Source organism: Streptomyces sp. NPDC022910 (genome assembly GCF_055561075.1).
Map to the genome: position 1 here is coordinate 1 of NZ_JBVHHL010000071.1, position 24,631 is coordinate 24,631.

Below are 24,631 nucleotides of genomic sequence, written 5' to 3' on the forward strand. Positions count from 1 at the left end.
GGAACTCGGCGTCGTACGGCGGCTTCTTCTTGGACCCCATGAATCCCAACTTCCCCTGCAATCACGGGCTCCACGCTACGAGGGGATGGTCACCTTGTGCCCGAACTGCCACAGCAACAAGACGCACGGAGCGGAGCGGGGTGCGCTTACCGAACGCCTGCGCAAGGTGGCGGCAGAACGCCATGCCACCTGGGCGACCAGTGTCACGTAGCCGGGTCGTGGGGTTCGCTGGGCTATAGGCTGATCAACGGCGCGGGGCCGACGTCCGGAGGAGACTGTGGGCCTGCGCCAACTCGTTATCGATGCGTGGTCGTGGCTGAACTACAAGCCCGTTATGGCCGATGCCGGGCGTCCCGGCAGCCGCGCGTTTCCGGAGCTGGCCAAGACGTGGGTCCCGCCGCAGGAGCTACGGCGGCTGGCCGCATACAAGGTGCTGGCGGCGTACGACAACAACCAGGCCGGACAGCTCGCGGCGGCCGGTGGCGACGAGAGCGCGCTGGAGCGACGGGAGCTGGGCGACGCGGCGAACCTCGTAGACACCGCGCTCGGCTACCTCCTCGGTTCAGAACAGAAGGTCGCGGTCGAGGGCGCGGAGCACGCCGATGAGGAGACGCCGACGCCCGGTGCGGCGGAGGCCGCCGCGGTGCAGGACCGGTTGCGGAAGTGGGCGGACAAGGAGCTGCTGACGTTCCGGGTGCAGCAGGCGGAGCGGGCGGCGGTGCTGCTCGGGGACAGCGTGATGGTGCTGGCGTGGAACCCGCAGACGCAGCGGCCGACGCTGCGGGTCTACGATCCGGGGTTCTTCTTCCCGCAGTGGGGCGATGAGGATGAGGACTTCCCGAGCCGCGTGCATCTGGCGTGGGAGCTGCCAGCGGACGACGACGCAGGGTTGAAGGCCAGGGTGCGCCGGGTGACGTACGAGCTGGGTCCGATCTTCGAGGACGAGCCTGACGGCGACGTCGGCGCTGCGGCTGGTGGACGGCAGTACCCGTGGGAGCCGGGGCGGACGTCCAACGTGACGTGCTATCTCACGGACGCGGAGTGGCTGCTGGAGGACCTGAAGAACGGTGAGACGCTAGACCGGCTGCCGATGGACAAGGCACGTTTCCGGGTGAGATCGGACGGCACGGAGCTGAACCGGCTGGATCTGATGATCGACTTTGTGCCGGTGGTGCACATCGCGAACACGATCCCGGACGGCGGGGAGCATTGGGGGCGCTCGATTCTGGCTCGGGTTCTGCAGGCGCTCGATGAGCTCGCGGCCACGGACTCGGACAGCTCCGCGGCCTCCGCGACGACGGGCACGCCGATCATCGGGCTCGCGGGTGCGCGGCTGCCGGTTGACCGGGCGACGGGCAGGCCGCAGGAGCTTCAGGTGAAGGCCGGTGCGGTGTGGCAGCTCGGGGAAACCGGGCGGATGGATGCCCTGGACACGTCGCCGCAGCTGGCCGAACTGCGGGCGCGCGTGGATCACCTGCTGGAGCGGATCGCGGCCAACTCGCGGGTGACGGCGGCCGGGCTCGGGACGCTGGAGGCCACGGAGGTGCCGTCGGGGTACGCGCTGAAGCTGGCTTTGGGGCCGCTGGATGCTCTGATCGGCATGATGCGGCTCGCGCGTGAACATAAGTACCGGCTGCTGTTCAAGATGGTGCAGCGGCTGTACCAGGCCGGGCGTGCGGAGGGCTGGGCTTCTGGGGAGACGCTGCCGGCGCGGCTGGCGTGGGCGCCGCACACGCCGACGGACCGGGGCGCGGTGCTGGAGGAGGTCGTCAAGGCGTACGGGGCGGGGGTGCTGTCTCTGGAGACGGCGGTGGCGATGCTGCTGGAGGCCGGGTACCCGATCAAGGACGCCTCGCAGGAGGTGGAGCGGATCAGGGCTAAGGCGGAGCAGGAGGCCGCGGTGCGGATGGCGGAGGCCGATGCTCGGCGCGAGCACGAGGACGACGGCGACCAGGAGGAGGACGACGGGTCGGGGTCGGCCGGGGTGAGGAAGCCGGTGGGGAAGGTGATCGAGCGGGAGCCGGGGGAGGCGGGCCGGTGACGCGCCTCGGGGTGGTGCCTTCCTTGTTCGACGCCATCTTGTGTGTGTGGGGGGACAGGGCTCGTGGCCATGTCGGCGCAGGTGGCTACACTGGCCGTCAGCGCGGGGGCGCGCTCTGGAGGAGATGTATGGTCCGGCCCCTGCCGCCTCGCCGTCCTGTCGGCCACCGCCGTGACGGGCGGCCGATCTACCCGATTCTTGGTGCCTCGTCGGAGGACGAGACGAACGACCAGCTCGACGACGCCACGGACAGTGGCGGCCAGGAGCAGCAGGTCACGGTCACCCAGGACCGGTTGGGCAAGATGCTCACCCGCGAGAAGGCGCAGGGCGAACGGGCCGCTATCAAGCGGCTGTTGTCCACGCTCGGGTTCGACTCCCCGAAGGCACTCACCGAGTTCGTGACCGCGCAGCGGGAGGCCGAGCAGGCCGCGCTGTCGGAGGTGGAGCGCCGGGAACAGGCGGCTGCCGAGCGGGAGCTGCAGGCCGCGCGTAGGGAGGAGCTGGCCGCCGAGCGGGAGAGGGCGGCGCTTCGTCGGGCCGCGCTGGTGGCGCTCGGCGCGGAGGGTGACGATCTGGTGGACGCGGAGCGTCTGCTGGCCGTGGACGACGAGGACGCGGACGAGGCGCAGATCCAGTCGGCGGCCGAGGCCCTGCGGGCCCGTCGCCCTGAGCTGTTCGGCGGGGTCCGCCCGCCTGTGCCGGCCGCCCCCGCGGGCGCACCGGCCGGTCGCGGCCCGACCCGTACGGCCTCGGTGTCCAGGCCTGGTTCGGCCGGGTTGGAGATGGCCAAGCGCCGTGGCCTGATCCCGGAGTTCAGCGACTCCGCCGCCCGGTAGTTCCAGGCACCTGATCTTGGGGGACCACGCCCCCTGAACTTCGTGGACGGCATCGCCTCCGTGGGCGGTGTGCGGAATCTGACCGCAGCGTCCATGGAGACCAAGCACATGACCATCCAGCCCGTCTCGAAGTCCGAGTACACGACCGCCAACCGCGAGTGGCTGGCGTCCCTGCACGGCACCGACTCCGTCGACACGATCACGCTCGACCTGAACCTGTTCTGCGAGGGCACGCACTACGTGTGCGGCGACGGCTGCGACCCGTACGGCCGGGTGCTGTCCGGTGTGCCGGTCGGCAGGGTCACGGAGTCCGGCCTGTACGGCCCGTACGACCCGGAGGCGCACTGCGGCCGCCAGATTCTGCGCGGCTTCGTGATCGCCGAGGCCCCGTTCGCGCCGGGACAGACCCGTGTTCCGGCTGCGCTGCTGTGGCACGGCGCGGTGAAGGCGTCGAAGGTCCCGGGCGGCATCGATGTGTCGCAGCTCGTGTGGCACCCGCGTGCCGCGCAGATCCGCTTCGTGTGAGCGGGGGCTGAGCTGTGACGATTCAGGACCTGCTCAAGGACGTCTCGGTCATGGACCTGACGGCGTTCGCCAGGGCGATCCCGTCCCCGAAGGACTTCCTCCTCACTCAGACGATCTTCCCGACCGTGGAGATGCGGGAGGTGAAGTGGCGTACGAAGGACTCCGGCCGGTACGTCAACGTCGCCAAGTACCGGGCGTTCAACGCCTCGGTGCCGTTCGCGACCCGTGAGGCGTGGCAGACCTCCCGCGAGGGTGCGTTGCCCGCGCTGGGCCAGAAGCTCGTCGTCTCCGAGCAGGAGCAGATCCTGCTGGAGGCGTCGCACGGCTCGGACCAGGACCGGTTGATCGAGCTGTTGTACGACGATGTGGAACGGCACGTCGAAGCCATCCGGTCCCGGCTGGAGCTTGCCGCCGGCGACGTGCTCACGGACGGCCGGTTCACGCTGGAGCAGGAGAACGGCCTGACGCTGGAGGTGGACTGGAACGTCCCCGCCGAGAACATGCCGGTTGCCCGAATACCGTGGTCGGATCCGGCCTCTGACCCGATCGCGGACGAGCTGCGGTGGATCCAGCACCTGGACGACATCGGTGCGCCGGAGCCGGAGCTGGTGATCACCAGCCGGAAGGCGTTCAGCTACCTGGCGGCGAACAACGCCTACCGGGCGGCCTACTACGGCAGCGTGAACCCGTCGACCACGCCGACGGCGACGCTCACCCCGCAGCAGATCAACGTGGTGCGCGGTAACTACAGCCTGCCGCCGCTCCAGTTCTACAAGGCCCAGGTGCGGGTGGACGGCAAGCCCCGCAAGGTGCTGCCCGAGGACCTGTGGATTCTGGTGCCGCCGGAGCGGGAGAAGTGGGCGCAGACCATGTACGGGGTGACCGCGGAGGCACTGGTGCTGTCGCGTGGGACGAACCCGGAGATCATCCGGGAGGACGCTCCCGGCCTGATCATCACGCGCGGTGTCCAGGATGACCCCGTGCAGATCTGGACCAAGGGCGCCGCGGTCGGCATGCCTGTCATGCACACCCCGGACGCACACATCGTGGCGAAGGTCCTGTGATGGCGGGCCGCGGGCGGCTGAAGGCCGCGGTCTACGTACAGGACCCGACCACGAGGGAGGAACTGGTCCTGCTGCCGGGCGACTGCCCGGACTCGGAGGTGGCCGTGCTGATCACCAACCCGGACGCGTGGGAGGTGCCGCCAGACGACTGCGACGAGCCGGACGAGGGTGTCGCGGTGGAGACGGCGGAGCCGTCCGGGAGCAAGGACGACGGCCAGGAGGAGACGGCCGGCGCGGGCGGGGCGAAGAAGCCTGCGTCGCGACGGGGACGCTCGTCCTCTGCGTAATACGCTCACGCGTACGGCCTGGAGCCAATTCCCCCGAGCGGCTCCGGGCCGTGCCTCGTACTGAGGATGTGATCCTTGTGGACGAGTTTCAGCGGTCGTGGCTGCTCGCGCAGCTCGGCCCGGACGCCGACCCGGCTGACCTGGAACGCCGATTCTTCCGGCTGCGTTCGGTGCGCGCAGTTGCGCTGGAGGTGTTGGGCGAGCGGCGAGCGAAGCTCCTCGCAGACCCGCTGAAGGTCACCGTAGACGGGGTTGTGACCATGGACCTCCAGGAGAACTTGCGAGGGATCGAGCGGCATATCGAGGCTGTACGACAGGCATCTGCGCCACAGGACGAAGACGAAGCGAGCGAAACTCTGGCAGTGGCTAGGCTCGTGCCGACCCGCCGCTACAGATAGCGCGCGGCCCAGGGCCACGCCGACGAGACACTGCAGCACTCCGTCTGTGCCTTCAATGGCCGGCCGAAGGCCGCGGGAGCAGGTGCCCCCGCGGCCTGTCTCACGGTTCTACGGCCAAGGCCAGTGGCCCCAACTCGCCGCTCCGAGTACCAGGGACGCAACTGCTGTACCTGCCACAATCGCGGGCGAGATGTACACCGCGAAGACGGTGCGGCCGCCGACCAGCAGTTGTACGTTTGCGCGCCGTACAGGGGCGGACGTCGACGGTGGAACCTCCGGGCTCCAGGCGCCGTCCGCGGGGCCATGCCCGGGTGACTGCTGGCTGGAGCCTGTGCCATGGTGTGTACTCACCAGTTGTCCTTTCGCATGAGCACGGCCGCCGTCTCCCTGGCCGCCAAACCTGAAGAAGACGGTGGCACGCGACACTCGGTCCCCCCGGGTTCGAGAGGACACAAAAGGGCCCCACCAGACCTAGTAGGCATGGTGGGGCCCTCATTGATGACGCGACCGTATCGGAGGCGCCAGGAGCGAGGCAAGTTGGCCCTGCGACTCGTGCCCTGGCGTCAATGGCCGGACGCTAACGGGGAGTTGTACTGGTACTGCGCATGCACAGGTCAGTGCCACGCGACGCCCTCACCAGCACCCCCGATGACGTCGCCAACGGCGCTGATGTGATCAGGCGCTCGCGCTCGCCGGCTTGCGGCGTCGAAGGAGGGCCAGCACGGCGATTGCAGCGAAGGTCATCCACGCCTTGCCGAGAATCTGGCCGGGCAGGTACTCGAAGGAACCGAAGGCCAACTTGAGGAAGAGGAGGCTGTCCGCGAGCAGGCCGACGGCGTTCGAGGCGAGCATCGCGATCAGCAGGCCGCGCTTCCGGAGAGGCTCGTAGACGACGAAGTCCATCGTCTCGGCCACGGCGAAGGCGGCAGCTGAGGCGCCAGCCAGCGCCGGGTCAGCAAGGAAGTACGACAGGATGGTGCCGACGGCTATGGCCGCGAGAACAGCACCACGGCCGGCGGACTCACGGGCGAGGTCCCGAAGTACCAAGGCGAGACCCACCATGTAGACGCCGGCAGGGGCGGCGTAGCCGAAGCCGACGGGGACGGCTCCGAAATGGGTGACGGCAAGGTTGGCAGCAGGGATGGTGGCGACGTAGGCGACGAGGGTCGCGATACCGGCAGGGGCGGGGACGTTCACAGTCTTCTTTCTGTTTCGGTGATGTGGTGGTTTGCGCCGATACCACGCCGCGGACGGACAGCGAGGCGAGCGCCCAGACAGTACAGCCCAGGCCACTGACACTGCGTACCGGCCAAGGGGTCGGAACTTTGACCGGGATCGAGTGCACTGCCAGAGGTATATGTGCACGTGACCTACCGCGAGGGCGCCCACGCCCTACCGGCGCCGACTCGAGTCGACGCAGGTTAGTCGGCACGTCAGCCCTGACAGCAGAACAGAAGCGGCGCCCGCGCGCCCCGTCGGGGTACCCGAGATGCCTCTCGGAGCAAGGCTGCGTTTCAGCCGTATTTTATGGCGCGCTGCACCTCGCAAGGAGCCCCCGCTCGGCCTCTTTGTCCCGATTGATCCACTATGCCGCCCGGAGTGAACGTCATCGATAGCGCACCCCTTCTTCACTTCGAATGTACGTGCGGTTTATGGCACTAGTCCGTCGACCTTGTTGTCAGTGGGTGCGCCTAAGCTCATGTCAGTTGTTAAACCAGCAGGTGGGGGGGCGAGCAGAAGGATGTCTTCAGGCTTCGCGGTCGGGCACCTTGTCACGTTCACAGGAGCGCCCGGGATCGGCCGAGTGGGGGCTGTCGACGGGGGCACTCTCCGCATCGACTTCTTCGAGTCTGTCGCCGAGCCAGAAGTCGAGTCGTGCATGGTTCCAGTAACTGCATGCCGGCACGCCGTACTCAGGCGGGAGACTCGCGTTTTCTGGCGCAACCCGAACACCGGTACTTGGCTCGCGGGGCGCGTGCAAATGGCTCAGCGCCCCACGTATTTCGTCCACTTTCCTAACACGCAGTCCGACCTTCCGGTACATGAGACCGAGCTTCGAGTCCGGTGGGACAAACCCGTGCGTGACCCACTTCAGGTGCTGGTCTCGGGGGGCAACGAGTCCGGCTACTACCACAACACTCGGATGCCGCTGCTCCACAACCTCATCGCTCAGCGAGCAGCCTGCGCTAGCACACCCGCCCTGCTTTCGTCTGGAGTCGAGCTCTACCCCCACCAGATCGACGCGGCCTTGACTGTGCTCTCGGATCCGGTCCAGCGGTATCTCCTCGCCGACGAAGTCGGCCTTGGAAAGACCATCCAGGCCGGCTACGTCATCCGGCAGACCTTGATCGACAACCCGAGCGCCCGAATCACGATCATCACCCCAGAGATCTTGCGGCGGCAGTGGATGAGCGAACTGCACGACAAGTTCTTCATCGGTGACTTCGTTGACCGTCGCGTGCGGTACTCATCTCACGAGACACCAGAGAACTGGGCCCAGTACCACGACAGCGAACTCGTCGTCGTGGACGAAGCCCACGAACTCGTACACAACATCGACGACAACGACCCCCGGTACCGCGAGCTGTGCGCTCTGACCCACAAAGCACCCAAGCTTCTTCTCCTGTCAGCCACACCGATCACTGCCGGACCGACCGCTCAGCTGGCCCTTCTGCACCTCCTCGACTCTGACCTCTACAGCTGGGAAATCCGGGCCGACTTCGAGCGTCGACATGAGATGCGTGAGAAGCTCGCAGACCGCGTCTCCGGCCTCGACGAAAAGCTCCCTCCCCTTCTGCCCTCCGCGATCGACCGCATCAGGGAAGTCATCCCCGAAGACCCTCTCTTCGAGGACCTGGCGCCGCGCATCCTCGAACTCCTCGACGAGTACGACGAGCTCGCTGACGAAGCGGACGCCTCTGAACTGGCCATGCGCGTCGAGGCGCTCCGAGCTCACATCAGCGAGACATACCGGCTTGACCGCCGAGTGATCCGTCACCGCCGAGCCCGCATCCTGCGCGACAACGAAGACTCCGACCTCGCCCCCTACGTGGTACGCGGTCGCGCCCTCCCTCAACTCCTCGGTGACGGGTCGCTGCACTCCATTGCCACGGAGACGTTGCGGACCTGGCAGCGTGAAACTTGGGATCGCCTGCTCGATGTGAACCTCGATGATCAGCAATCCGAGTACGGGCTCGTCCTCGGTGTACTCAATTCTCGACTCGGAGGCCCGTCAAACGACTTCCTGGACGCAATGCGGTGGCGCGTACGCCAGGACACGCAGGCGGCAGACCGTGCTGGTCTAACGCGCCAGGAGCGCGAGCTGCTGGTCGGCCCAGCTCTCCTGACGCACGAGGCGACGCTTCTCGAGCGGCTCGAAGCGAAGCTCGGGCAGGACGTTTTCGATGAGGAAATGGGCGAACTCGCTGCCGCCCTCCTGCCCATCATCTCGCGGCAGGGAAGAACCGCGATCTTCGCGGGAGCCGGCTCACTCGCATCGAATCTGGCCGGGGAGTTGCGCCGTCGTCTCCCTGGCATGCTCGTCGCCGAGCATACCCGCGACGTCGGCTCGGAAAGGTCGCACAAGGCCGTAGAGGCGTGGCGAGCGCCCTACCCGAAGAAACCTCGGGCTGCTCGAGGTGCTGAGAAGCTGCCTCGCGTTCTCGTCATGGACGACTCGGCTGACGACGGCTTGAACCTGCAGAGCGCCAACACCGCGGTACACCTGCGGCTTCCCTGGTCACCGAACCGTCTTGAGCAGCGACTAGGTCGCATCGACCGATACCCCGACTTTGAAGAGACTGGACAAGATCCTGCCTCTCAGTTCGTCCTTGCCGAAATCGAAGAGCTCACTGGTGCCTGGCAGGCTCTGCTCACAGACGGCTACCGGATCTTCTCCGATTCGGTTTCCACCCTGCAGGACGCCATCGCAAGGGATCTCTCCGGCGTGTGGTGCACCGCTCTCGCTGAAGGGCCGGAAGGACTGGCGAACTCGGCGTCTCAGGTCACGGCCCAGTTGAAAGATGCTCAGGCTGTCATCGCGAAGTTCGACCGGGTCGAGGCCGTCCACGAGTCCTCCACCTACCGATCAGACGTTGCCACCGCGATCGCCAAGTTCGAGCAGCCGCGCCGCAAGATCGAGGAAGCCCTACTCAGCTACGTCGGCGACGGATCTAACGGCATCAAGCTGCCGCACTGGACCCGCTCTGTGAACGGCTGCACGCGTCACAAGTTCAACCTCGACGCCCAGCCGCTGGTTTCACCGCACCTCTATCAGACGTTGAAGGCCAAGGTGCCAGCTGAAGCCGCCGAGGCCGCGCTTTTCCGGGCCGACGCGCTGCGCTCCCCCGGCACCCGCCTCTTCCGGATCGGCAACCCGCTGGTCGACATGCTGGCTTCAGCGATCTACACCGATGACCGAGGCCAGGCCACGGCCTTCTGGCGCCTCCATCCCCAGCACCGGGGCGAACTGGAGCCCTACTTCGGCTTCGACTTCGTGGTGGAAGCCGACATCAGCGGTGCCGTGGCCCTGGTCAACGATGTGGACGTGGAGAAGGCACGTCCCGCGCTCCGACGACAGGCAGACCGGATCCTTCCCCCCTTCGCCCTGAAGGTGTGGGTCGCAGCAGGCAGCACGAAGGCCGTTACCGACGAGCAGACCCTCGTGTGGCTGGAGAAGCCCTACGACAACAACAAGGACCACAACTACAACGCGAAACTGATCCATGAACTCACCGACGTCTTCGGAGGGTGGAAGTACTACGCAGCCGCAGCAAAGTCAGCCAACGGAATCGCCCTTGAAGAGCTTGAGCGGGTGACGGAACTCCCTGCCAAGTGCGATCGCGCGCAGAAGGCGGCTCGCCGTCGCCTCGCGGTAGCCGCAGCCCAGGCCAAGTCTCGTGGGGCTGCCGGCCACCTGCTGGGAGATACCGAGAGTTACATGACGGACGTGTCCGTCGCGGACGCCCTTGTCGAGGGACTCACCCAGCCGACAGTGCAACTGGTCGCGGCCACGTGCATCGTGAAGAGCGGGTACAGGAGGGTACGGCATGACTCCTGACGCAAGCAGCACCTCCCCGCGCCAGGCTGGTCTAGCCGTTGACAGTTGGACTGGAGCCGACGAACTTCTGCGTTCCTGGCCCTCGGTCCCGCCCATGGACGACAGCCAGGGCACCCTGCGACGCCTCCGCGACGCCCTCGTCGGACTGAACAACGGGTCGTCCGGATGGCGAGATGCGGCGGCCCTCATCCGTCAAGTCCTGCTTGAAGCCCAGTCCCGCGAGGTCAACAGCGGCCTGGTTGTCCCCATTCACCCTCTACTGCCCTCCCAAGAACAGTGGTCCCAACTGCACTGCGATGCGATGCCGCACGAGCGGGGCTTGTACATCACGGCGAAGCTCTGGCATCCGCCGGTGGAAGAGAACGATGCGGCGGCAGTAGCTCGCGAGGATCTGCGACAGGTGTACCTAGGGGCAGAGGCCGAACACCGTCGCAGCCGGGAGCCCCACCCCGCGGATCCGTTCTGGACGACGGCTCTTGGCGCGACGCACGAGCGGTACTTTTCCTTCGGTCAAAGGCAGGCTGCGCGGGCCGTCGCGCTCGCACAACCGGGCAGCACCGTGATCATCTGCTTGCCCACGGGGCACGGCAAGACCGCAGTCATCCAGGCACCTGCGCTGCTCGCAAGTCGAAGCGCCGGCGTCTCGGTGGTAGTCGTGCCTACCGTCGTCCTTGCCCTCGACATGGAGCGCCGTACCCGTCCTCTGATGAAGGCGCAGGGGCGGACCAGCCCTACGGGACGCTACGCCTATGTCGCTGGTCTGCCGGACGACGTCAAGCAGCAGATGCGCGATGACATCCGCACGGGCCGGCAGCGCCTTGTATTCACCTCACCTGAGTCCCTCGTCAGGAGCCTGCGCAAGCCGCTTGAAGACGCGGCAGGGGCTGGTCTGCTCAACTACTTCGTCATCGACGAAGCTCACCTCGTGGAACAGTGGGGCAACGGCTTCCGACCCGAGTTCCAGACCATGTCCAGCCATCGTCGCACCTGGTTGAGCAAGGCTCCCGAAGGTCTGGCACCTGTCACGGTCGCCATGAGTGCCACCCTCACGACGCAGCAAGTCAGCACGCTTGAAGATCTCTTTGCAGGACCAGACAAGGCTCAGATTGTCTGGGCTTCCCAACTTCGTCACGAACCCACCTACTACATCAACGCATCCGTGACCACGCAACGCCGCGAGAACTCGATTCTTGAGGCTGTGGCGCTCCTTCCCAAACCCATGGCCTTGTACGTCTCGACAGTGGCAGACGCAAAAGAATGGACGAGGCGCCTCAAATCTGCTGGCTTTCATCGAGTCACTCATGTGACCGGCGACTCAAGTGACCAGGACCGTCGCGATGCTGTGGAGGGTTGGGGAGGTAAATCCACCGAGGCCGACAGCAGGATCTCCACCAGGTATGACGTTGTCGTGGGCACTTCGGCATTCGGGCTGGGTGTAGATCTGCCGGACGTTCGGACAGTGCTACACGCATGCCTGCCCGAAACCGTTGACCGGTACTACCAGGAGATCGGCCGAGGTGGCCGCGACGGAAATCCCTCTGTCGCCTACATGGTGACAGCCCCCGGTGACCGGGACATCGCCGAGACTCTCGCTAGCGAACCAGTCATCACCTCTGAGAAAGCGTGGAAACGCTGGGATGCCATGTTCCGACGAGAACAGCAACTCGGCGGCAACCGCTACAGGCTCGACCTAGACTCCCGCCCCAGCCACGTCAGCGAGGATTCTGAAACCAATAGATCGTGGAACGTTCGGGTTCTGAATCTCATGGTTCGCGCCATGCTGATCGAACTCCACGTGCCGCAACCTCCTCAACGCGAAGACGGGGAACTCGAATCCGCCTGGGAGGATCGGGTTGAGGAGTTCAAAAAACGCGTTGCGACACAGGCTGAGGTAACCATCAAGGACCCGCAAGTCAACACCACGGAGCATTTCGCAGATCGCTTCGAGGCAGAGCGGAAGAAACTTCTGGATGCGCAGAAGAAATCCCTCAAGGGTCTCCAAGAGGCGCTCGGTGGAAGTCAGTGTATTGGTGATGTGCTCGGGGAGTACTACCGCCTGCGTCGAGGCCAAGCTTCCTTGCCAACCCGTGTCACCTGCCGCGGCTGCCCGAACTGCAGGGCAACTGGGCACCCCGACAAGTCTGGCTTCTACCGAATCGCGGGTGAGCCTCGGCCGTGGCTGCGTTTCCCGGTACCTCCCGTGGAAGACCCGCTGGCCCGATACCGTGACGGCCTGTCGTGTCTGAGTTTGTGGTGGGAGGACGAGCAGGAGCTACGCCTCTACGTCCCCCGCCTCCTGGAGCGGCTGGTCCGGCGAGGCATGACCATCGTTGGTGGGCCCGGTGTCACGGCGCGGTGCCGAGAGGTGCTCCAAAAGGCAGCACGTACACACCCTGTTGTACTCGACGAGGATGCGGAGTTGCTGAAGTCATGGGCCGGCCCCGTGGTGTGGATCCTGGACGATTCACCGTCACTGGACTACGACACCGCCGCACGGTTCAGTTCGGAGGACGTCACGTACCTCGTCCACCCGCGCCAAACTCGACACCCAGACCGGGCCAATGACCCACTGATCGATATCCACCGAGCCAAGCTTCCCGTCTTCCGCGCCCTGGAGGAACTCTGATGACTCTCCTAAACGTGGGCGCAGCCCTGCCCTCCCAAGCATGGGCCGTCGTACGGCTCCTCGCCTGCCTCGAGAAGGCACCGCCCTTGGAGGACGCGCGTGCTCTGCTGTCCCCACCTTCAATCCGCGGCGAGAAGACACAGGACAAGCCCCCCTTCGATAAGGCAATCAGCACGTTGGAAGAGTTGGGCCTAATTCGGATCGAAGGGGAAGACCAGCACCTGTCCCTCGTTGGCCTGGCCGTTGCCCTCGACGGCCAGGACGTATCCGCGTTCGGCTCCGTACTCCGACGCGCGATCCTCGACCCTGCTAAGAACACATCGCTTGGCGACTCACCCGACCAAACCGGGCCTCGCGACCTCACCAGAGCTCTGGCGTGGCTGCTCACATTTGATCCCACAGATCCGATGGACTGGTTCAGGGCGCAGAACGAGCAAAGAGAGGCCTTGCGACCCGAGGCAGGACACGTATTCTCCAACCACACTCGTTGGCTTCGCTTCAACTACTGGGCGCCGTCTCTGGGTCTAGCAGGAGCGCCTCTCTTCCAGATCGAGGAAGGCAACGCAAACCGGCTTGTCCCTGACTGCACAGCCGCCGTGAGACAGACACTTGCCGAACTGCAGCAAACCGACGTGAGGATAAACGCAGTAGAACTCTTGCGCACCCTCCGCGAACAGCTCCCTGTGCTGCCAGGTGGTGCTCACTCACGAGCTGTGGGACTCCGCTCACCGGGAGACACCGCAGCCGGCGCAGCACTCTCATTTGCGCTGCTTCGCGGTGAAGACGAGAGGTGGTTGCGGCTGGAGCACGATGACGATGCACAACACGTGCTCCAGGTGCACGACCCCGACAGGTCATCTGCGCGACCGGTCAGCGCCATCACCATCTTGGAGGCCGTCAATGGCTAACTTCCGCGACCTCTGCTGGGACCCGGCGACCGCTGCTGCCACGATCAACACCGAGGCCATTAGCCCACACCGGTCCGTATTCCTTGCCACGCATGCACCCTTGCGTATCAAGCGAGCCTTGGTCTCGGAGGATAAGCAGGTCCAGCCGATCGGCGACCTGATCAATGAAGAGTCGGTCATAGACGACTTTCTCACGAAGAAATCCGACTCAGGCGCTCTCCTGATGTTGGTCCTGGGGGACTCCGGGGCCGGGAAGTCTCACCTGATCCGATGGGTGCGTGAGAAGATCCCAGAGTTCATTCCCGCCTCGGACACCCACGAGGTCATCTATCTCGAACGCTCTATGACCAGCCTCAAGGCAGTGGTCAAGGCTCTCATCGCCAAGGCGGACAGCAGCGAGCTGGCACAACTCAGGGATGATATCGACAGGTTCACTGCAGAAATTGATCAAGAGTCGCTTGGCCGCCGAATCCTCAATGAACTGAGTGAGCGTCTCTCTGCGACACCTCCGAAGGAGATCCCTGGGCCAGGACGGGTGCTTGCCGGCCCTGGCAGGCTGGCAGCGATGCTGCATGACCCGTTCATTCGGCAGCACATGCTGTCGGAAGGGAAGTTTGTACCGCGACTCGCGGCTCAGCTCCTCAAGGATCGTCGCAGCGGGCAAGACGAGCGTCCTGAGAGTTTCACTATTGAGGACTTGCCGCTCGACGTCGACTACGACAACGCCGCTTCGGATATGGTCGCTCGGCTGCTCAACCAGATTGCTACGCGAGACGACCTACAGGCCACGGCTGTGGACCTACTCAACAGGAATTTGGAAGCTGCGGTCAAGAACGCGGCCAACCTTGGCGCAGGACGCCTCCTAGACGCCATGGTGCAGGTGCGTGAGGAGTATCAGCGCCTAGGCAAGGAAATTATTCTCCTCATCGAGGACTTTGCCCTCATTCAAGGCGTCCAACAAGACCTCCTGGACGCAGTAATCGAAGCAGCAAACCGCGACGGACACACGGCGCTCGCCCCAATCCGCACGCTCATGGCTGTTACCCCCGGCTACCTGGATCAAATCCCAGAGACCGCGCTGACACGCATCCGGGCAACGGCAGGGTACGTCTATAACCTGGATGTTCCATTCAGCCATGCGGACACCGGAAGTCAAGAAATTGCCTCGTTCGTCGGACGCTATCTCAATGCGGCCCGCTTGGGCCGAAATGCTCTGGAGCAAGGACGCGACGGCGAGACGCCTAACGCGTGCGATGGATGCCCTCTCCAAGAACGCTGTCACGAGGCCTTCGGCGTTACGCCGCAAGGCTACGGCCTGTTTCCCTTCAACACTTCCGCGATCGTCAGAACCGTTCATTCAACCGCAGACCCAAAGAAGCCCTGGTCGTTCGTCCCTCGGACCGTCCTCGGCAGCGTCGTACGGCCCGTGCTGATTAACCACGCCGACCCGATCCGCCGAGGCGAGTTCCCCGACTCTGAATTTCGACGCCGGTTTACGAGAGCCGACATCGACAAGGAATTGGAGCGCGATGTACACGCCTACATCGACGACCACGACCGCGTCGATTCTGAACGCCGAAAGAACCTCCTGCTATTTTGGGGAAATGCTCCCGAAGACGCTAATAACATTGACGAAACAATCCTGGAAGCGTTCTCCTTGCCTCCCCTGGGCGGGAAATCGCGGAGGATTCCGGCAACACCGTCTACAGCCTCTACGCAAGATCGAAATAAAGAACGTCCAGACAGTGAGCCTGGTGTCGACCTCAGCACAGATAACATTCCCCGGTCCCTGAAGCGGAAACTGGAAACGGTCAAGGTCTGGTTGACTAAGGAAGAGGTTCTCGACAACACCACAGCCCACAACGTCCGCTCCATTATTGCAACGGCCGTACTCCAGCGATATCACTGGGAATCACCGCTCATGCATGAGCAACCCAAGAAGGTGACAGATAAGGCCTGGCCCAATAATGCGACCGTGGTTTCAGTAACTGGAGCGGATGAACGCCTGGCTGGCGCTGCTGACGCGCCTATCCGCTTTGGGCGTACAGCGAAGGACAGTTACTTTTTTGAGAGCCTGTTGTGTGCAGAGGCAGGAAAGGGTCAGGTAAGGAGCCAGGACATTCGGCGTCTCGCAACGTACGCCGATCAGCACGGGCCAGCCCTTACTTCCCGTGTTCAGCGCCATCTAGAGATCACCGACGAGCAGTTGGTACTCGGTCTACGTGCTTCCCTGCTGGGAGCGATGCTCGCTGGCCAGGCGTACCCGGGGATGGAAACCGCTGCTCTACTGACTGCGGTCCTGGACGAAGGCGAGGGATGGGAGCGGACGGACGTCGCGCTGCGGACAAAGCAGTGGAACGACGTCTTGAAGCGTCACCTCGATGCGCGTCCTGTTCTCGTCGATCGACTCAAGGAAGCTGTGGGTGTCGCCCAGGGTGTGACCGGAGCGGTGAGGATGATCGACGCTGCCCGAGTGCTTCCCCTGCTGAGGCAAGCGGCGTCTCAGTGGGAATGGACGGTCGACCGGACGCAGGTTCCGTCTTGGGTCCAGAAGGCGGTAACCGGCTTCGTATCGCTTCCGACGCTGGTGGACGATCAACTCACGCAGCTCGAGGGGCAGTTGGGTGAGATCCGGAGCCGTCACCCTCGTGGAACCAACAGTGCACACACCCTCTCCGCAATCGAGGGCGCTCTAGCTGCGGCCAAGGAGGTCAATGGGCTGATGCCCCTCGGAGTTGATCACGCACTCCGTTTCGAGGGAGTTCTTGAGCGAGGCAAGCAGGCCGAATGGAGCAAGGTCTCCGAACTGGAAGACGACCTCGCCCGGGCATCAGATGAAAGTCGAGCCGAGCGTGTCCGACAGGCCGCTCGCTTTGCTGTGGCAGCGCAGGATCGCGGCACAAGCATCCAAGACATCCTTCTCCTGCTCTCCGAGAGCGAATCGTGGCTGGAAGCTGCGCTGAGAAGGGCTGAAGCGCGAGCGGGTACCACTGCAATCGACAGCGTCTCTCTCGCCATGCAAACGGTGCTCGGTGAATGGAGTGAGGTAGCGCAACTCGCCTCTGCCTCCTTGAAACCGACCGAGGTTCCCGTCGCGCAGGAGGGGGAGAACGAATGACGCAAAGACCCGTCTACGAGATGGCGCTGCAACTACAAGACCGCGCACGACAGTTGTCTGAGGGCGAGGCTGGGGAGAAGGAAGCAGCCCGGGTTTCGTCACGTATCAGCGAATTGACGGCACGTCTGGCAGAGCTTCGCAAGGAAGTCACTGTGGCGCTTGCCTTGAAGGACCAGGGCGCAGCAGTCGTAGCGAGCCTGTCGGCAGCCGGCGATGGACTGGAGCCGTTCACTCGGCGGGCTGAGAACGGATGGCCCGGCGACCAAGCCTTCAACACGGCCAAGCGCAAGGTTCAGGAAGCAGCCGTGGCCATCCGTGAAGAGAATCTCGCGGCGTGGGCCGAGTGGTCTGGTCGACGTCTCGCCTCTCTTCCCCTGGCCAGGATTCCGATGCTGCCTCCGCAAGAGCAAGCATCAGCCCGGTCTCGTCGTGTGGACCTGGAGCGGGCGGCATCAGCCAAATCGGTGACCACGGGCGACATCACGCTGTTCGTGACCAAGTGTGAGTCTCTTGCCGAGTCGCTGCGCGACGCAAAGGAGCCTCCAGCCGAGTTGCTCGCCCTCCTCGAACGCCTCGGTGGTCGGCCCGCGCCGACACTCCTCGACATCACGGATCAGGAAATCGCCCTCCTGCGCGAATTCGCCATGGACGGCCAGGTCACACTGACAAGGAGGGGCGCGTGACGCAGCTTTTCGATCAGGGGTTCGGCAACGCACTTCTCAACCGGCTGGAGGACCGTGAGCTCCCCCTGCTCTCCTGGGGAGTGACGGAGAGTTCGCTTTCTGAAGCCGAAGTTCTGGAGACCATCGACGAACTCCTCCTCACACGGCAGGACGCACCTTCCGGCGCCTCACCCGACGAGGTTCTTGAGGAGTGCCTCGATCGTGCCTTGCTGTTCGAGGTACCGGTCCCAGTCGTCTCGCCACCGCGGTACCGCACCCGGATGGCAGAGACTCTCCGGCTGACGGCCGGCCTTCGGCAGCTTTTCGTGCAAGGCGGATGGTCCAGGCCGCTTGACCGAGGTTGGTGGCGGCAGCGTAAGCGCCTGGTTGCCGACTACCGGCTCCACGTGGCCCCACGCCGCTACCCCCGCCGTGACATCCCCGCGGACGATGCCCTGGCTGAACTTGCCAGTCTTGATCATTGGCGCGACGTCCAGAATGCCGTGGCAGCGGCCCACGTGGGAGGCTACAAGCTGGCACGCTTCCAGTTGAAGGCAACGCGCGCTGTGTTCACGGCGCTGGGCGGGCCGCGCTCAGCAGGAATCATCGTGGGCGCCGGCACGGGTAGTGGTAAGACGCTCGCGTTCTATCTGCCGGCGTTCGCCGCTATGGCAGAGAACGCACGCCCCAGTACGACATCACGGGTGCATACCCTTGCGCTCTACCCTCGACTGGAGCTCCTGCGCGACCAGCTTCGGGAAGCAATTCGTGCGGCTGAAGGGGTCGAGCCAGCCCTGCGTTCCCAGGGACGGCGTCCGCTGCGTGTCGGCGCGCTCTATGGGAGCACGCCACGGAGCATCAACGATCCAAAGTTGCAGGCCGGGAGCCAGGCACGCGGAGCCTGGGCGCGAACCGCTGACGGAGCCATCTGTCCCTACCTGCCATGCCCCAACCCCGACTGCGGGACAGGCGACTTGGTGTGGTCGGACAACGACCGCCTCCAACGCCGCGAACAACTGACCTGCGCAAAGTGCGGCCACACGATCAAGGACGGTTGCCTGGCTCTAACGCGGGACTCGCTGAAGGACAGGGAGCCCGACCTGCTCTTCACCACCACGGAAATGCTCAACCAAGCCAGTGGTGACAGCAACCTTGAACGGCTACTCGGGTGGCGTGGCAGCAACCCCGGCCCAGCCCTCGTGCTGCTCGACGAGGTACACACCTACACCGGCGTGCACGGTGCGCAGGTCGCTCTCCTACTCCGCCGTTGGCGTGAAGCAGTCCGCCGACCCGTCACGTTCGTCGGACTGAGCGCCACCCTGCGAGACTCGAAACACTTCTTCGCCCAGCTCACGGGGTTGCGTCCAGGCGACATCGAGCCGATCGAGCCCACCGAGGACGAGTTGGAGGCCGAAGGACGCGAATACGCCATAGCCCTCCGCGGCGACCCGGTCGCTGGGGCGAGCCTGTTGTCCACCTCGATCCAGACCGCGATGCTCTTGGGGCGGGTATTGGATATCGAAAGCAACCGCTTCCTCTATGGCTCGACCGGCTTCCTGTTCACGGACGATCTCGACGTCACCAACCGCTTCTACGACGACCTCCGTGACGCCGAAGGCGGCCAGACCCGCTCTGGCAGCCGCAACGGTTGGGATCCCGTACTCGCAGGCCTTCGTTCTCCCGATCGCGACGAACACGGCGGCCGATACCGGGAAGGACAGTCCTGGGACCTCGTCGAGAAGATCGGGCACGACCTCGATCCCAGCCTCCGCCTCCATCATCTACGCATAGGCCGTACGTCATCGCAGGACGCCGGCGTCGATCACGACGCGAACCTCACGGTGGCCACGGCCTCTCTTGAGGTCGGTTTCAACGACCCCCGGGTCGGCCTGGTCTTGCAGCACAAGGCGCCTCGCGATGCCGCCGCGTTCATTCAGCGCCGCGGTCGCGCTGGTCGCCAGCGCGGAACTCGTCCCATCACCGTGGTCACTCTGTCGGACTACGGTCGTGACCGCCTTGCCTATCAGGCTTACGAGACCTTGTTCGCCCCTGAAGTGCCAGCTCGCACTTTGCCCGTCGGCAACCGGTTCGTCCTGAAAATCCAAGGCGCGCAGGCTCTTCTCGACTGGACGGCCCGCAAGCTCCGCCGCCGGAGTCCGTGGGCGGACCCTCGCAAGCTACTGGAGGCTCCGTACAGCAATGCCGCGAAGCAACGGGACCCTGCAGCCGGTGACCTGCTCGCCGACCTGCTGCAGGCTCTCCTCGACGATTCCGGACTCCAGGATGAACTCGCCAACCACTTGGTGAGGGCCCTCCAGATCAGCCCCGACGAAGCTCAGGCCCTACTGTGGGAGCAGCCCCGCTCGCTGCTCCTGGCCGTAGTGCCTACAGCCCTGCGACGGCTGCGGAGCCAGTGGCGTCCTCTGCGTGAAGACTCAGGAGCCAGGGAAGGCGCGCTTCTCCCTGAGTTCGTCACCCAGTCGTTGTTCGCGCCATTGAATCTGCCCGAGGTGGACTTGCAGCTGCCGTTCTCTGAGGGCGAGAGCGTCGAGCAGCTGCCGATCGCACGGGCTCTGCGTGAGGCAGTGCCGGGGCGGGTCAGCCGCCGCTATGGTCACCGTCGCGACGAACATCGCACGTGGCTTCCGCTGCCTCCCGACGATACAGACTCTTTGCCGCTCAGCGAGATCGTGCGTGGGCACGATCCTGAAGGAACCTGGTACCCCCACGGGCATGACACCTCTGGTGTGGAGGTGTTCCGTCCTCATCGGCTCGTCCTGGATGAGCCCCCGAGGGAGATCGACACACGGTCTCAAGCCTTCCCTCAGTGGGGCACCCAGATCGTGGCCCCGCGGGACGTTCCGCTGAGCCCGGCGGCTGTTCCAGACCCTTCTCTGTGGTCCCAGCGCATCGCCTCGGTGAATTTTGCAACGCATGCCGGCGGCAACCCCATCGAAGTTCGGCGCATGACGATGGGTGCGGACTGCGAGGTCGTTCGCAAGCGCGGCGGGAGCGAAAAGCGAAGCGTGCGGTACGAGGCGGAGGGCCAGCCAGCGGCCCTCGGGTTCCGGCTCGATGTCGATGCCTTCCACGTCAGGCTGAGGCCGTTGGATCTCACGGATCTTGCCGTCCATGCGTACCTCTCCTCCCCTCAGTGGCGCTCGCTTGCTTTCTCTCAGGCTGTCGCTGAAGATGCGACCCTCGCCGAAATCACGAACACATTCCAGCGTGAGTGGCTGGCACAGGTATATCTGACCGCATTTGCCTTGGCGGGGCTTGACGGTGACCGCACCGGTGAGCAGTTGCGTGCCTCGCTCGCCAATGGCTCGTGGGGCCAGAATCTCGCTGAGATCTTCAAAGTCCTCTACCGGGACAACAGCGACTCCGAGCAGCCTGTGGACAGTGACCGCCTTGTGTCCGCCCTCCTGGAGTTGTCACACGATGACCGCGTGATTGCCGCACTCAACAGGGCAGCGGAACTTCTGGTGGCACCCGACGTACCTGCTCGGACCGAAGCGTTGGCTCAGTGCGCGTACCGAGACACTCTCGCCGCTGCCATAGCCAGCGCCGCCCAGCGCGCCTGCCCCGACGCACAGGAAGGCGACCTGATCGTCGATGTGCTTCCTGGGGACAGCCAGGATGGTCCAGCGACCGTGTGGCTCAGTGAGACATCCATCGGCGGGCTGGGTGTCATCGAGCACCTTGTGCAGTACTACACCGAAGACCCACGCCGCTTCTGGGGGCTCGTTGCGAGTGCGCTGGCCCCCAGCGATTACGAGTACGTCGATGCGACGCTGACTCGCCTCCTCCAGCACCTCATTCAGGAACCCGGTGGCGAGGCCGCTCACGCGATCAGGACTCTGCGCGGTGCTGAGGACTCCACGGCAGCGGCCACCGCGCTGCAACGGCTTCGTTCGGCTTGGGAGCGTCTGGACGGTCCTCCCAGGCGCACGGCAGTGTCGGCTATGTCAACTCGGCTCCTGCGTCCGGGTTCAAGCCCCGAAACAGACGCGGTGGCACTGGGCCTCGTCAATGCCTGGAGCGATTTGGAACGTCGGCTCGGTATCGAAGTCGACGCGCGCGTCGTTGCCTACGCGGCCGGCAAGGGCCTGCTTTCTTTGAGCAGTTCGCGGGAGGTGACTGCGGACCAGGCGTTCAGCCTGATGTGGCCTCGAGGGCGCCAGGCCCGCACCCAGGATCTCCGGCACTACCAACCGTATGTGGGGCCGCCTGTCCTCGACCGGCTCCTCGTGCAGGCTGCACACGACGAACGCATTGCGCAGATCGACGTGACAGAGACTGACTGGGCACTCTCCTACCAGAAGGCAATGTCCGAAGGCGCTGCAGTCCAACTCGTGTGTCCCGCCCACGAAGGCGCAGCGATGACGCAGGCGCTCATACGCGTGCCAGCTCTGCCAGTGGACCGGGACGTCCTGCGGGTGTACGGCGAGGTCCGCGGCTTCGCCCGCAACGGCGATCAACTTCAGGTGCGAGTGGAACTTCGGGAGGCAGTGCAGTGAGCGTCCTGGAACGGACAATCCGTATCGGAGCGGGTACCGGTCTTCGGGTCGATTCGACGCTGTCGGCCGCCTTGATCGCCGAGGCAGTCAGCCCCAGCAGCGAGCTCTGGCTGGTCTCGCCATGGATCACTGATGTCCAAGTACTGGACAACAGCCAGGGTGCCTACGACTCTTTCTTCGGCGATGTGCCCCCCTTGGACTGGCGGTTGTCCGAGGCGTTGATTCACATCGCCAGCAGGGAGTCACGCGTCCACGTGGTAACACGGCCCGACGCTCACAATGCGCCGTTTCTGCGACGGCTGGAATCGTCGCCACAACAAGATTCCATCCGCATCGTGCTGAACCCAGACGTGCATGAGAAGACACTGTGCGGCGATAACTGGATTCTGACTGGATCGATGAACTACACCGTGCGCGGCATGGCGGTCAACGATGAATCCGTCACGTACAAGGTCGGTGGCCCGGACGCAAGTCAGGCACGGCTGGACCTGAGGCAGAGGTGGGGTGCCGGCGCATGAACCAGGCCCAGCAACGTCCGCGTCAGCAGTCCGAAGAATTCTTGAATAGATTCTTCGGCGTAGGAAACGGGGTATGGCCGAACCTCGACCCCGACTACCGGCACGGCCACCGAACCCTGCCCTTCGTACAGGTATTCCGGCGCGGTGACGATGCTCCCATCGTCCTGCCTCGCACGTACCCCAGCGGAGATCGGCGTTTCGTGATGTACGTCATCGCGAGGGACACGGTGGACGCGGCGAAGACTGCTGACTTGATCCGTGCTTTCGCTGGCCCGACATACATCGCCTACAACCCGCTATGGGGCCTGCGTCCCGCCGAACTCGACCCCGCTGATCCAGTCGAGAAGGCGATCCTGGACCACTTCGGTCCCGGGGTCACCTTCCGGCTCAGCACTGGCAAGACCCCTCAGCACCGCACGAACCTGGCGGAGGCGCTGCAACTCATGCAGAGGACTGTCGCGAACCGGCCACCCAGGTTGTGGCGACTCGCTAAGCCTATGGGACGGCTCCTCGCCGAGTTCGACGCGTCGCTGTCAGCAGGCGGAGAGTCAGCTTCTCTTGACGTGCTTGGGCAGTTGGCCGCAAGCGGTGGCATTACCGCAACCAACTTGGCCAACTTGCATATCAAGAGGCTGGACCGACTGGGGCGCAGTAATGATGTGCTTGCATTTCCCGGGCTGGTCGATATTGTTCGCCAGAACCCACCGGCTCCAGTCAGGGAAGCAATCCTTAACGCTGTCTATTCAGTGGCGTTGGAGAAGCCGCTTAGCGAAAACGATCTATACGCCGCGAAGAGCAGCCTAATCGAGGCTGGCAGGGTGATTCCGGATCTACTTTCTGGCGACGTCAGCGGGTTCGGACCACAGGCAATGACGGTGCTGTTGCTGGCCGCCAGAGTCCGTGACGACGAAACAGTGCTGCGAGACCTTGCAGCGGCCACCCAAAACAGCGGCCATATGAGCGAAGTCCCGTTGCTCGTGTGGAACTACGTCGTGGAACTGCTGGAGCATGACAAGCCAGCCAGGACCCAAGCGGACCTACTCCCCAAGCAGCACGCGAATTTGGTCGAGTCACCACTCGGGACTTCGCCGAAGCCTGACGTACTGGTCGAGTCGTGGGGCGATCTACTGACGTCGCTCGCCCAGGGGCACCCTGAGGGCCAGGCAATCTTGGAGGATCGTGGGTGGACGGACTGGTCGAGTCCGGCAACAGACGATGCGGCGCTCGCCGAGTTCCTGGACAGCTTGCCGGACCATGAGGCAGACCGGGTATGGAGCGCGGTCGGCGCCTTCATCGATGCCGTGGGATACGAAGCACCCGCAGGGCAGACAGCCCACGCATTCATTCGCAACGCGCTGACCTTCGACCGGTTCGGCCCGGGCGATCTCGCGGTCCTCCAGGCGCTGATGGAGATTGCTCTTCGGGCGGCTCCGAGCGAGGCGGACTACCGGGAACTCTTGGAGGAGATCGGGTCGGAGCGAAGCAGGTGGGTGGCTGCCGAGCGGGCAGCGATCGCCCTCGACTTCGTCGACCGTCTCTTCCTTGCTGCATGTCCCAGTGAGGACGCTCGCAGCAACCTGGCGTATGCGCTCCTGGAGCCGCTGTGGCTACATCAGCAGCGCCTCGACGCAGCCGACTTGGCATTCGCCCAGCGTCTCTCCCAGGAACTCGGCATCGAGTTCGCGTGGGAGGCTCCTACCGGGGATGAGGCTGAGGACAAGTCGTCGGCTGACATCCCGGCGTTGACACTGCTGCTGTACTCGCTGGATGAAGCAGTCCTTGCTCGCTGTCAAGAAGAGGTCAAGCGACTCGCGCCGGCAGTGAAGGTCGTAACGGCCTCGGATCACGTGGGTTCGCCGCAGCTCCGACAGAAGGCCCGCGCAGCGAATGCGATCGTGCTGGCCACGCGCTGCGCGAAGCACGCTGCAACCGGCTTCATCGATCAGAACGCAGAGACCGAGCACATCGGCTACGCGAACGGCAGTGGTTCGGCCTCTCTTCTGCGTGCAGCCGTCGACACCCTTCGCGCTGCTGCAGCAGCGTCCTGACCGCAGGGTGGCCGCCCAGAT

At 64.6% G+C, this 24,631-nt stretch carries 16 protein-coding genes; 15 read left to right on the forward strand and 1 reads right to left on the reverse strand.

Annotated features, from left to right (window positions below):
• From ACZ3TS_RS37240 to ACZ3TS_RS37270, 7 genes are all read left to right on the forward strand, one after another.
• On the forward strand, positions 1-211 hold a 211-nt coding region (locus ACZ3TS_RS37240), incomplete at its 5' end, for a hypothetical protein (RefSeq protein ID WP_467626376.1).
• A gap of 123 nt (positions 212-334) precedes the next feature.
• Entirely contained in the window at positions 335-2,041 is a 1,707-nt protein-coding gene (locus ACZ3TS_RS37245) for a hypothetical protein (RefSeq protein WP_467626377.1), read from the forward strand.
• Positions 2,042-2,169: 128 nt separating this feature from the next.
• On the forward strand, positions 2,170-2,877 hold the full coding sequence (locus ACZ3TS_RS37250; protein ID WP_467626379.1) for a hypothetical protein: 708 nt from the start codon (positions 2,170-2,172) through the stop codon (positions 2,875-2,877).
• A 42-nt stretch (positions 2,878-2,919) separates the two neighbouring features.
• Positions 2,920-3,402 (forward strand): head decoration protein, encoded by a 483-nt coding sequence (locus ACZ3TS_RS37255; protein ID WP_467626380.1) that lies wholly within the window; start codon positions 2,920-2,922, stop codon positions 3,400-3,402.
• A 14-nt stretch (positions 3,403-3,416) separates the two neighbouring features.
• On the forward strand, positions 3,417-4,466 hold the full coding sequence (locus tag ACZ3TS_RS37260; RefSeq protein ID WP_467626381.1) for a major capsid protein: 1,050 nt from the start codon (positions 3,417-3,419) through the stop codon (positions 4,464-4,466).
• The gene (locus ACZ3TS_RS37265) at positions 4,466-4,753 is read left to right on the forward strand and encodes a hypothetical protein (RefSeq protein WP_467626382.1); all 288 of its coding nucleotides are present in this window, start codon (positions 4,466-4,468) and stop codon (positions 4,751-4,753) included. Before ACZ3TS_RS37260 ends, ACZ3TS_RS37265 begins: the two co-directional genes overlap by 1 nt.
• 68 nt (positions 4,754-4,821) lie before the next feature.
• Positions 4,822-5,151, forward strand: a complete 330-nt coding sequence (locus tag ACZ3TS_RS37270) for a hypothetical protein (RefSeq protein ID WP_467626383.1) — start codon at positions 4,822-4,824, stop codon at positions 5,149-5,151.
• 675 nt (positions 5,152-5,826) lie between these two features.
• On the opposite strand, the gene ACZ3TS_RS37275 is transcribed toward ACZ3TS_RS37270, so the two are convergent.
• Positions 5,827-6,348, reverse strand: a complete 522-nt coding sequence (locus ACZ3TS_RS37275) for a VUT family protein (protein ID WP_467626384.1) — start codon at positions 6,346-6,348, stop codon at positions 5,827-5,829.
• A 544-nt stretch (positions 6,349-6,892) separates the two neighbouring features.
• Between ACZ3TS_RS37275 and dpdE the strand changes: the two genes are divergently transcribed.
• From dpdE to dpdD, 8 genes are read left to right on the forward strand one after another with little or no spacing between them, the layout of a single operon-like run.
• Positions 6,893-10,210, forward strand: a complete 3,318-nt coding sequence (gene dpdE, locus ACZ3TS_RS37280) for a protein DpdE (protein ID WP_467626386.1) — start codon at positions 6,893-6,895, stop codon at positions 10,208-10,210.
• Entirely contained in the window at positions 10,200-12,836 is a 2,637-nt protein-coding gene (dpdF, locus tag ACZ3TS_RS37285) for a protein DpdF (protein WP_467626387.1), read from the forward strand. The genes dpdE and dpdF overlap by 11 nt, the downstream gene beginning before the upstream one ends.
• Complete coding sequence (dpdG, locus tag ACZ3TS_RS37290) at positions 12,836-13,744, forward strand: protein DpdG (RefSeq protein ID WP_467626389.1); 909 nt, start codon at positions 12,836-12,838, stop codon at positions 13,742-13,744. The genes dpdF and dpdG overlap by 1 nt, the downstream gene beginning before the upstream one ends.
• Complete coding sequence (gene dpdH / locus ACZ3TS_RS37295) at positions 13,737-16,862, forward strand: protein DpdH (protein WP_467626390.1); 3,126 nt, start codon at positions 13,737-13,739, stop codon at positions 16,860-16,862. Before dpdG ends, dpdH begins: the two co-directional genes overlap by 8 nt.
• Positions 16,859-17,545 carry a hypothetical protein gene (locus ACZ3TS_RS37300; protein WP_467626392.1) on the forward strand — a complete coding sequence of 229 codons (687 nt, stop codon included), beginning with the start codon at positions 16,859-16,861 and terminating at the stop codon, positions 17,543-17,545. The genes dpdH and ACZ3TS_RS37300 overlap by 4 nt, the downstream gene beginning before the upstream one ends.
• Complete coding sequence (gene dpdJ / locus ACZ3TS_RS37305) at positions 17,542-22,044, forward strand: protein DpdJ (RefSeq protein WP_467626393.1); 4,503 nt, start codon at positions 17,542-17,544, stop codon at positions 22,042-22,044. The genes ACZ3TS_RS37300 and dpdJ overlap by 4 nt, the downstream gene beginning before the upstream one ends.
• Positions 22,041-22,562 (forward strand): phospholipase D-like domain-containing protein DpdK, encoded by a 522-nt coding sequence (gene dpdK / locus ACZ3TS_RS37310; protein WP_467626394.1) that lies wholly within the window; start codon positions 22,041-22,043, stop codon positions 22,560-22,562. Before dpdJ ends, dpdK begins: the two co-directional genes overlap by 4 nt.
• A complete protein-coding gene (dpdD, locus tag ACZ3TS_RS37315) occupies positions 22,559-24,610 on the forward strand; it encodes a protein DpdD (protein ID WP_467626395.1) in 2,052 nt (683 codons plus the stop codon). Before dpdK ends, dpdD begins: the two co-directional genes overlap by 4 nt.
• Positions 24,611-24,631: the final 21 nt, after the last annotated feature.

Excerpts from the sequence above, each read along its gene's own strand:
- ACZ3TS_RS37245 (WP_467626377.1), top strand. The coding sequence starts at position 335 with ATGGCCGATGCCGGGCGTCCCGGCAGCCGCGCGTTTCCGGAGCTGGCC.
- ACZ3TS_RS37250 (WP_467626379.1), top strand. The coding sequence starts at position 2,170 with ATGGTCCGGCCCCTGCCGCCTCGCCGTCCTGTCGGCCACCGCCGTGAC.
- ACZ3TS_RS37265 (WP_467626382.1), top strand. The coding sequence starts at position 4,466 with ATGGCGGGCCGCGGGCGGCTGAAGGCCGCGGTCTACGTACAGGACCCG.
- dpdE (WP_467626386.1), top strand. The coding sequence starts at position 6,893 with ATGTCTTCAGGCTTCGCGGTCGGGCACCTTGTCACGTTCACAGGAGCG.
- dpdF (WP_467626387.1), top strand. The coding sequence starts at position 10,200 with ATGACTCCTGACGCAAGCAGCACCTCCCCGCGCCAGGCTGGTCTAGCC.
- dpdG (WP_467626389.1), top strand. The coding sequence starts at position 12,836 with ATGACTCTCCTAAACGTGGGCGCAGCCCTGCCCTCCCAAGCATGGGCC.
- dpdH (WP_467626390.1), top strand. The coding sequence starts at position 13,737 with ATGGCTAACTTCCGCGACCTCTGCTGGGACCCGGCGACCGCTGCTGCC.
- ACZ3TS_RS37300 (WP_467626392.1), top strand. The coding sequence starts at position 16,859 with ATGACGCAAAGACCCGTCTACGAGATGGCGCTGCAACTACAAGACCGC.
- dpdD (WP_467626395.1), top strand. The coding sequence starts at position 22,559 with ATGAACCAGGCCCAGCAACGTCCGCGTCAGCAGTCCGAAGAATTCTTG.